The 9,948-nt window shown below is 65.1% G+C and carries 5 protein-coding genes; all 5 read left to right on the top strand.

Annotated elements, in window-relative coordinates; all coding sequences use genetic code 11:
* Positions 1-108 precede the first annotated feature (108 nt).
* The 5 genes from ACSYGN_RS12935 (at position 109) to ACSYGN_RS12915 (ending at position 9,757) form a co-directional block, all read left to right on the top strand.
* Positions 109-1,284, top strand: a complete 1,176-nt coding sequence (locus tag ACSYGN_RS12935; RefSeq protein WP_460395059.1) for a cysteine desulfurase family protein — start codon at positions 109-111, stop codon at positions 1,282-1,284.
* A gap of 59 nt (positions 1,285-1,343) precedes the next feature.
* Positions 1,344-2,456 (top strand): DUF4007 family protein, encoded by a 1,113-nt coding sequence (locus tag ACSYGN_RS12930; protein WP_460395057.1) that lies wholly within the window; start codon positions 1,344-1,346, stop codon positions 2,454-2,456.
* Positions 2,453-6,031 (top strand): ATP-binding protein, encoded by a 3,579-nt coding sequence (locus ACSYGN_RS12925; protein WP_460395055.1) that lies wholly within the window; start codon positions 2,453-2,455, stop codon positions 6,029-6,031. Before ACSYGN_RS12930 ends, ACSYGN_RS12925 begins: the two co-directional genes overlap by 4 nt.
* Positions 6,028-6,861: a phosphoadenosine phosphosulfate reductase domain-containing protein gene (locus ACSYGN_RS12920; RefSeq protein ID WP_460395053.1), complete on the top strand. Its 834-nt coding sequence runs from the start codon at positions 6,028-6,030 to the stop codon at positions 6,859-6,861. Before ACSYGN_RS12925 ends, ACSYGN_RS12920 begins: the two co-directional genes overlap by 4 nt.
* A gap of 439 nt (positions 6,862-7,300) precedes the next feature.
* Complete coding sequence (locus ACSYGN_RS12915) at positions 7,301-9,757, top strand: DUF262 domain-containing protein (protein WP_460395051.1); 2,457 nt, start codon at positions 7,301-7,303, stop codon at positions 9,755-9,757.
* Positions 9,758-9,948 lie beyond the last annotated feature (191 nt).

Raw genomic sequence — 9,948 nt, 5'->3', positions numbered from 1 at the left:
GGTCGCGGCTAGGATCACGGCGAGCTACTGGTGGAACCCCGGATGCGGGGCGAGGTTTCCACCAGCAGTACATTGGTGTGGGACACGAGCGAGGCGGGGTGGCAGACGATGAGCGAGCCAAATGGGCTGGATACGTCCTATTTTGACTACAACGCCACCGCTCCGATCCGGCCCGAGGCCCTCGCGGCCGCCATCGAGGCCATGCAATCGGTGGGCAACGCCTCAAGCATGCACCAACCCGGACGGCAGGCGGCTCATCGAGTCGACGTCGCCCGCCGACAGCTAGCCGACCTCCTCGGCTGCTCGCCCGGCGAGATCATCTTTACCTCCGGGGCGACAGAAGCGAACAACCTGGCCCTGCGGGCCGCGTTCACCGCCGGAAGCCCCCTGGTCACAAGCCCTGTTGAGCATCCGGCTGTTCTGGAGACAGCCCGTGCGGTCACTGCCGGGAGCCCCGAGGATCTTATGCTTTTGCCAGTCGGCGGCGACGGCCTGGTGGATCTCGACCCCCTGGAACAGGTCTTTGCCGCGCGTGGTGGGGGAGTGGTCTCCCTGATGGCGGCGAACAACGAGACCGGTGTCCTCACCGATCTCCGCGTCGTGGCCAAGGCGACCCGTGAAGCCGGTGCACTCGTCCACACAGACGCCACACAGCTCATCGGCCGCCTCCCCGTGGACGTTGCTGAACTTGACGTCGACCTCTTGTCGCTGTCGGCCCACAAGTTCGGCGGACCACAGGGGGTCGGTGCCCTGTATGTGCGGCGTGGGTCCCCACTCCCGCACCGGCCCCTCCTCGTGGGTGGTGGACAGGAGCGGGGCTGGCGCGCGGGCACGCTGAACGTGGCAGGGATCATCGGCATGGGAGCAGCAGCCGAGGCCGCGGCGCGCGGCCTCGGCGAGGAGGCCGAGCGGGTCGCAACCCTGCGTGACCGTCTCGAACGCCTGATTACCGGCGCCCTGCCCGACTGTCATATCAACGGTCGGTGCGATCAGCGCCTGCCGGGTGTGACGAACATTACTTTCCCTGGGGTGCCCGCGGACGCGGTCCTGGCGGCCATGCCCGACGTCGCTGCCTCGGAGGGCAGCGCGTGCGCGTCCGGCGCTCCGACGCCGAGTCACGTGCTCCTGGCGATGGGTCTGTCCCGGGCGGACGCCGACAGCACGATCCGCTTCTCGCTCGGCTACGCCACCACGGATGCCGAGATCGAGCACGCCGCGCAGGCCGTCAAACGCGCTGTGACGCAGGTTCGGGCCGCGCTGGCCGAAGCCGACGCTCTCCGCTGACCGTTACCCCGTTTACCAACCTCGTTAGAGCAATCGCATTGGACACAGAGAGGTCCCGTATGTCAGACAGCCGGCTTGGGGAAGCCGCCCTTTTTGCCTTCGCGCGACACGAAACGTTCGCGCCCCGCTTCGGCTGGCTGCACAAGGCGTACATGCAGGTCAAAAACGATCAGGGCGCGTTCCTCGCGGCTGATGCCCCGGTGCGGTTCGGCGTGGGCAAGAACATGGTCCACTCCATGCGCTACTGGTCGCGGGCGTTCAAGCTGACCCGCGAGCACACGCCCGAGCAGCGCACACAGGCCAAGTTCTCCTATCCCACCTGGGAGGCCCGCTGGCTCCTCGATGAGGACGGAGCGGACCCGTATCTGGAGGAGAACGGCAGCCTGTGGCTGCTGCACTGGTGGCTGGTGTCGTCCCGTCCTGGAGCTAAGAGCCACGCGCCAGCCTGGTACACGGCCTTCCATCTCGCGCCGTTCTCCCGGTTCACGGTCGCGGACATGACGCAGGTGGTCACCCGGCATGTGAACTTCTCCTACGACAAGAGCCCGGAGGAGGCGTCGATCGTCAAGGATATCGAGTGCCTCACCAAGATGTACGCGCGCAGCGCCCCGGAGAAGGCGGGCTCGCCGGGCAGCTACGAGGACCTGCTCGCATGCCCCTTCCGTGACCTGGACCTGCTCACCTTTGTCGGCACGCGCGGAAATGCCGAGTGGCAGTTCACCAGCGGGCACCGCACCTCGCTGCCCGCGCGGGTCCTGGCCTATGCCTGCCTCGACTACGCGGCCAAGTTCTCCCGCCAGGCCAACTCGATCTCCGTGGCCCGCCTCGCCAACGAGCCGGGCTCCCCGGGGCGCGCCTTCCGCGTCCGGGAGAACGAGATCGTCATGGCACTGCAGAAAGTCACTGCGAACCTCCCGCAGCTCAACCTGACCGAGGCCGTGGGGCAGCGCAGCCTCGCATTCAGCACCGACCCCTTCGATCTGGCCTGGGAAGTACTCGACGAGCAATACGACTTCGTCACCCGCCGCCCCGGCTTCCCCACCCGTGAGGAATGGGCCGCCAAGTTCCCCAAGCTCGCCGAGGCCGAGCGGAAGGAACTCGCCACGAAGGCTACGGACGCCACAGACACGGACGACACCACCGACACACTCTTTGCCCAGGAGACCGCGTGACCACCGCAACCCCCACGCGGACCTCGAGCAGCCCGGCGAGCTCCGCCCCGCAGTTCCCTGCCGGCATCGAACTCGTCGGCTCCCAGATGCGCTCGACCAACCTCGAGCGCGATGTCGAGGACGCGCTGCACGACCCCTACGTCGGCGCCCGGGCCGTCGACGTCCTGGAACGTATCGCGAGTGCACTGGCGGACCAACGCCGCACCCGCTCCTGGTCGTTCACGGGCCCCTACGGCTCCGGCAAGTCCACCCTCTCCAACATTATCGACGCGCTGCTGGGGCAGGATGCCAAGCGGCGCAGCGAGGCCGAGCGCATCCTCAAAGAGGCCAGCCCCGCCCTCGCCCAGCGCCTTGCCGCAGCCCGCGACGCAATCGCCCCCGAGGGATTCCTCGGCGGCGTGGCCACCGCACGCCGCGAATCCGTCGTCGCCACCCTCTCCCGCGCCCTGCACACTGCGGCGGCGCGACGCTGGGGCAAGCGCGTCCCGAAGGCCATCGCCATCGCCTTGGAGGCGTGTGCTGACCCAGACCGGGCCGGGGCCAAGGAAATTGTCGGCGCCGTCACGGCTCTGACGGCGGACGGACAGCAGCCTTTGCTCCTCGTCATCGACGAGTTCGGCAAGACGCTGGAACACCTCGCCGGCCACAACGAGTTCGCCGACGCCCAGCACGACCTGTTCCTGCTGCAGGAACTCGCCGAGAAGGCTGCCGGCCCCAACGGGCTGCCCGTCTATTTGATGACCCTGCAGCACCTGTCGTTCATGGATTACGCCTCACGGTCCAGCGAACTCAAGACCCGCGAATGGGCCAAGATCCAGGGGCGCTTCGAAGACATCACCTTCGTCCCCCACCACGGCGACTCCCTGCACCTGCTGCGCCGCCGCCTCGATCGCTCGGCCGTCAACTCCGCGGGGCAGGCCCTGATCAGCGCATCCGCTGCGGCATCCGCGGACATCTGGACCCAACACGGTCTCGGCGTCCTTGCCGAACTCGGCCCCGACCACTTCGCCGACCTCTACCCGCTGCACCCCATCACGGCCCTGGCCGTGCCGATCCTTGCCGCCCAGATCGGCCAGCACGACCGCAGCCTGTCGGGCTTCCTCAACAGCGGGGAGCCCAACACGGTCCGCCACTCGCTGGCACAGCACAGCAACGGGAAAGCTGAGCACGCCAGCACGGTGCGGCTGCCGCAGCTGTACGACTACTTCCTCAACTCCGGGCGTACCACTCTGCTCGCTTCCGCCAACGCGAGCCGGTGGATCGAGGTCGACTCACGCATCCGGGACGCCAACGGCCTCCCCGATGCCGACCAGGACGTACTGAAGACCATCGGCGTCCTCAATCTGATCGATTCCGACGGGGCCCTCAGCGCCACCGCGCCGATGATCCACTTCGCCCTCCACGACCCCACCGACGTCGCTGACCCCGACGCCTTCACTGCACTCGAAGTGCGGCTCGCCGACCTCGTGCGCCGAGGCTTCGTGGTCCACCGTGAGTTCAGCGGCGAGTACCGGGTCTGGCAGGGCACGGACGTCGACATCGACGGCCGGCTCAAGGACATCATCAGCCACTTCGACGACGCCGCGGTCATCAACCGGTTCAGCAGCCTCATCCCCCAGGCATTCGTGGCCAGCCGCCACAGCCAGATCACCGGCATGATGCGCGTGTTCTACACCGCGGTCAGCGGCCCGGAGACCAAGACCGTCGCCGCCCCGGACGAGCTTAGGGAGCCCGCCGACGGCCTCGTCGTCTTCCACCTCGGCACCGATGCCGACCGGCCCACCGTCCACTCACCCCTGCCCGTACTCATCGGCACTACCGCCAACCCCGACGTGGTGCTAACCACGGCCACCTACCTCGTCGCGCTCAAGGAACTCAGTAACCAGCAGGACATCGACCATGTCGCCCGGCGCGAAGTCATCGAGCGGCTCGTGCAGGCCGAGGCAGAACTGCTGGAGCTGTTGCAAGACGCCTTCTACCCGCCGTCCTCCCAAGCGTCGTGGAGCCTGTGGCACACCGGGATCGCCCCTGGCGAAGAACCCGCCGCCTCGGGCCTGACGGCCCGCAGCTTGAGCGGCCTGGTCTCCCTCGCCTGCGAATCGGTGTACCCGCACACCCCGCACATCCGCAACGAGATGCTCGGCCGCCACGTCCTGACCAGCCAGGCCGCCCAGGCCCGCGGAATACTGCTGACGGCCATGCTCTCCGCCTCGGGCGAGGAGAACCTCGGCCTCCCTGGGTACAGGGCAGAACGAGCCATCTACCACGGTGTCCTCGCCTACCTCGGCCTGCACCGCGAGAACGGAGAGACACAGGCCGAGAGCCAGCAAGAGAGCCTGCTCCCGTACGGCTTCTCCCCACCCGGCGAGGGCCACGAGCACGCCCAGCCCGCCTGGAACGCCCTCAACGAGGTACTGTCCGGGGCCACCGAGCGGGTCAGCATGGAAGAGGTCATCCGCATCCTGATGAGCCCGCCTTTCGGGCTCAAGGCTGGCGTGGTCCCGGTCTTCCTGATCCCGGCCCTGATTATCCGCCGCCACGACGTCGCCCTGTTCGAGGAAGGCACCTACCTGCCCCGGCTGACCATCGACGTCGTTGAGCGCCTCGTTAAGGGCCCGGCACGTTTCTCGGTGAAGTACGCGCCGGCCGGAGACGGCCAGCGTGGCAGCATCATCAAGAAGCTCATGGTCTCGCTCGGCGTGGAGGCACCGCGCTCCAAGGCCCTGCGCAACCCCGACCTCCTCTCCGTCGCCAGCGCCCTGATCATGCGGGTGGCCGACCTGCACAAGTACGCCCGCACCACTAAGAACATCTCCGCCGACGCCCGCAGCGTGCGGACCACGATCGCCCGGGCCCTGGACCCCGACGACCTGGTTTTCCACGCACTGCCGAAGGCCCTCGGCCTGCCCGAGACCTCGGCTCGCACCCGCGCCAACGCGGAAGCTGCGAACACCTACGTCGAACGGCTCACCGCAGCGGCGGACGAACTCGTCGCCATCGACAGCGAACTGCGCGCCCAGGTCGTGCGCGTTCTCGCCAAGGAGTTCCGCCTGCCGGCCGAACTGCCGGAGCTGCGCGCACAACTCGTGGCCCGGCTGCGCGGCTTCGCCGACGCAGTACTGACCCCAGAGCTGCGTGGCTTCGTCGACTTCGTCCTCAGCGACGACCTTGAGGACGACGACTGGCTCGAACCCATCGTCGTACGCCTGACCAACTCCGCCCTCGGCGACTGGGACGACCGCGAGGCCAAGGTCTTCCCCCAGAAGGCCCGGTCGATGGCCGCCGCCCTCGACCGCGTCGGACACCTGCACCACGCCGGGAACGAAGTCCGCGGCCGGGAAGAGAAACTCGACGCCCAGTTGTTGACCTTGACCGACAGCGCTGGCGTGGAACAACGCACCCTGATCTACGTACCCGAACAGGCCCGCAGCGAGGCCAACAGCCTCGCCGCCGATGTCCTGAAGCAGGCCGAGAAGGCTCTCGGACCGGACGGAGCGAGGATCCTGCTCGCGGCCCTCGCCCAGCGCGTAACCGATGTCGCGACAGCAGCGAGTGGAAGGAAGACACAGGGATGACCGACGGAGCCGACGCCCAGAAGGTCCGGCACGTGCTCGGTATCTCCGGCGGCAAGGACTCCTCAGCGCTCGCCGTCTACATGCGTAACCGAGTCCCGGAGATGGAGTACTTCTTCTGCGACACGGGCGCCGAGCTGCCCGAGACCTACGAGTACCTCAACCGCCTGGAGGCCGCCCTCGGCAAGTCCATCGTGCGGCTGAACGCCGACCGGGACTTCGACCACTGGATGGAGGTCTACCAAGGCACCTTGCCCAGCCCGCAGATGCGCTGGTGCACCAAAAACCTCAAGATCAAGCCCCTGGAAGACTGGGTCGGTGACGACAGGGTCATTTCCTACGTTGCCATCCGAGCCGACGAGAACCGCCTCGGCTACGTCAGCACCAAGCCGAACATCGAAGCGGTCTTCCCCTTCCGTGAAGACGGCATCGACAGGGACGGCGTCATGCGCATCCTCGACGAGGCTGGCATCGGCCTGCCTGACTACTACGAGTGGCGCACACGCTCCGGCTGCTACTTCTGCTTCTTCCAGCGCAAGCATGAGTGGGTCGGCCTCAAGGAGCGCCATCCCGACCTGTTCGACCGTGCCGTCGAGTATGAGGAAAAGGTCCGCTACCGGCACACCGCTATGAAGGGCCGCAACTACACCTGGTCACAGGGCGAGTCGCTGCCAGAGCTGATAGAACGCAAGGAGGAGATCGAGGCCAAGCATGAGGCGGCCGTTGAGCGCGCATCCAAGCGCATCAAGCCCAACCGCCCCTTGCTAGAGGTTCTTTCCGACGCACTCGACGCAGACGACGACGAGGCTGGCTGCTCCGTCTGCCACCTCTGACGCGCAACCACACACAGCGGCCCCAGCAGCCAGAGCTGGGGCCGCTGGTCTGTCCCAGACCGCCCGAAGGAAGGCAGCCCACTCGCCCACGACAAGTCGAGCTTCTCTGCGTTGGGGTGACACAACGTCACATGTGGGGCATGATGAGCGCATGCCGCTCCTGCAACCTCTGACGTCCACTCATATGCCACCATGAGTGACGGCCACATCCACAGGCGCGGAACGGTAACGGAGAGAAACCGGGGATATGGAAACTCGCGAGATCTTTGATGCGGCACCGCTTTCGGTTTCTCAATTCCTGGGCGAGCCCATTCAGGGCCTCTATATTCCCCCGTATCAGCGTGCGTACAGCTGGGAACTTCCCAAGACTAGGCGTCTACTCAGTGACGTCGCCCATGGTCTTAACCACCGAACCTGCTGAACGAAAAAGGGACTACGCATGCCTACGCAGGCCAAGGAAATATTCGAGGCGCAGAGCAAGAGTCTCCGCGAGCTGCTGTCTGACAACGGACTGGGCCTCTACCTACCGCCCTACCAGCGTCCGTACGGCTGGGGCAAAGACAAGGTCGAGAAATTGCTCGACGACACACTGCATGGCCTCAAGAATCTAGGTGAGGCGCCGGACAGCTTCACCTTCTTGGGGACCGTCATCACCATCCATGACGTCAACCACGTCACAGTGAAGCCAATCGTCAAGCCCGAGGTCCCGTCCAAGGTCCTTACCGTGATCGATGGGCAGCAGCGTTTGTCAAGCCTTCTTATCCTGCTTGTCGGCCTGCACAACCTCATTCGTCAGCGTGCATGGAAGGTCTTCAAAGGTAACGAGCCGGATCCGACCGATAGTGCTCGGACTCACCTCTACTCGGAAACGATCAACATCCTACAGATGCTTGGGGCGGCGTTCTACGAGCGGAAGAACTTCGGAAGTACGCCGATCTACCCGCGCCTCATTCGAGCCTTCGTGGATCAGTGGGCAAAGACGGATAACCTCAAGCTGTATGAGTCGCCGATCGCCCACCTTATCTACAGCTACTCGGTGCTAGCCGACGACGAGAAGCCAGCTTCTAGGCCCACGGACTTCAGGCCGAAGCCGCGACCGAATGCGGGCGAAGGCGAAGGCGATCTCATCAAGAGGTTCAATGAGATCCGTACGGCGTTGACCAAGCTGGCGCAGCGAAGGTCTATCGAGGAGCTGGAGGATCTGCCGCCGCTAGCAACCCTTGCTACCGGCATCGAGTTCCAGCGTGCGCTCTTCAATCACGAACTCGACCCCGAGCTCTGCACTTGGATGGGGCAGTTGCAGGACGAGCCCGAGGCTGAGCTGATGCGACTCGTCATGTTTGCTGCCTATAGCTTGAACCGCATCGCTCTGACGGTCGTGCAAGGCAAGGACGAGGACTACGCCTTCACGATCTTCGAGTCCTTGAACACCACGGGCGAGCCTCTGACCGCCTTCGAGACCTTCCTCCCTCGGGTGGTCATGGCAGAGAAGATCGAGGACTACCAGGAATCGGGCGCATACACGTACATGAAGGCGGTCCAGGGCTACCTCGACCGTTTCGACGTCGGAGACAAGCTTCAGAACGCAACTCGAGACCTGCTAGTCACTTTCGCGTTGGCAGAGACCGGGAAGAAGCTCTCCAAGCGCCTCCCGGATCAGCGGGTCTACATGCGCGATACCTTTGAACGCCACAAGGACTCGGCCGATGATCGGAGCGCGTACTTGCGCCACATAAGCGACACGGCCGCCTTTATCGGGAACACTTGGGAGCCTGCGGCCAACTCTCCTCGTACGCTACCCGGGCTAGAAGCGACCGCCATGACAGACACCGTGAAGTTGTGTCTAGCCTTCCTCAATTCGCTCAATCACACCATTGCCATCGCGCCGCTCGTGCGCTTCTACTCCGAGGCTGTCCACGCGGACGAAGAGGAAGCGAGGACTAAGCGCATCGCCGAGTTCGAGAAGGCGATCAAGGCAATCACTGCCTTCACGGTCTTCTGGCGAGCAACCCGCCGCGGCACGGGCAACATCGACAGCCAGTACCGGGCGGTCATGGCCGGGGACTCGCTCACGGGCATGGGACCGCTCGCTCGCCAGTGGGAAGTGCCCGACGCATCGAAGCCTGATCCGACCGTCGACGCTGAGCTGCTGAAGAAGGAACTTACGGCGCGTTTGTCGCACCCTAAGCACGGCGCCATCCCAAACTTGGCCTCGTTCCTGGCAGATGCTTCCGCGCTGCCGCTCTACTCAATTAGCCGCCCGCTGACGCGTTTCCTTCTTCTGGCTGCATATCACGACACACTTGAAGATCCGGAGACTCCGGGACTGATCATCCAAGGCAAGGCGGGGGTCGCCTCGTGCTTCACCGCAGACGGTTGGGAGGACGAGACACACCTCACGATCGAACACATCGCACCACAGCAGGCCACGAGTGGGTGGGATCAGGAGTTCTACAGCGAGAAGGAGACCGTCCACAAGCTGGGCAATCTGGTCCTGGCACCAGGCGCTGCCAACACATCCCTCAGCTCGCGGCCTTGGACCGAGAAGAAGGTCCTGTACGCGGCTCTTGGTGCCCCGACGGCCGACGACGCCAAGTCGATCCTCAACAGTTCTGGCTTGACTTTCGCGCAGACGACTGAAGATCTAGCGGCCATGTCGCACTACCTCCCGCACCTGCGAGCACTGGGTCAGCGTAAGGACGAGTGGAATCCGACGTTCATGGATCAGCGTGCTGACGTCCTCCTACGTCTGGCCTACACACGACTCAAGGGCTGGCTCGGCCTGGAGTTGTCTGACTCCAGCAGTGATCCCGTGGTCCAGGTCGAGGATGCGGAGATCGAGAACGACGAGCTCGACGAGAGTGAAGATGCTGGGCGAGCGGTTGGAACGGCGTAGCTCCACGGGACAGTTGGGCGGCGTTACGGCCCGGATTCCGTGGGAGACCAGCCCCGCTAGTATTCGAGTCTGACTTCGCCATCTTGCGGCGGATCCGGCTACGTTGGATGGCAAACAATCGCTTCGAGCTCGCCGCGGGCTGGCCCCGACGGAGTTCGGCCCGGTCGGTACATTCGGCCATACCCACGGCC

Source organism: Streptomyces sp. YIM S03343 (genome assembly GCF_054729195.1).
This window is presented reverse-complemented; position numbering and strand designations above follow the sequence as displayed.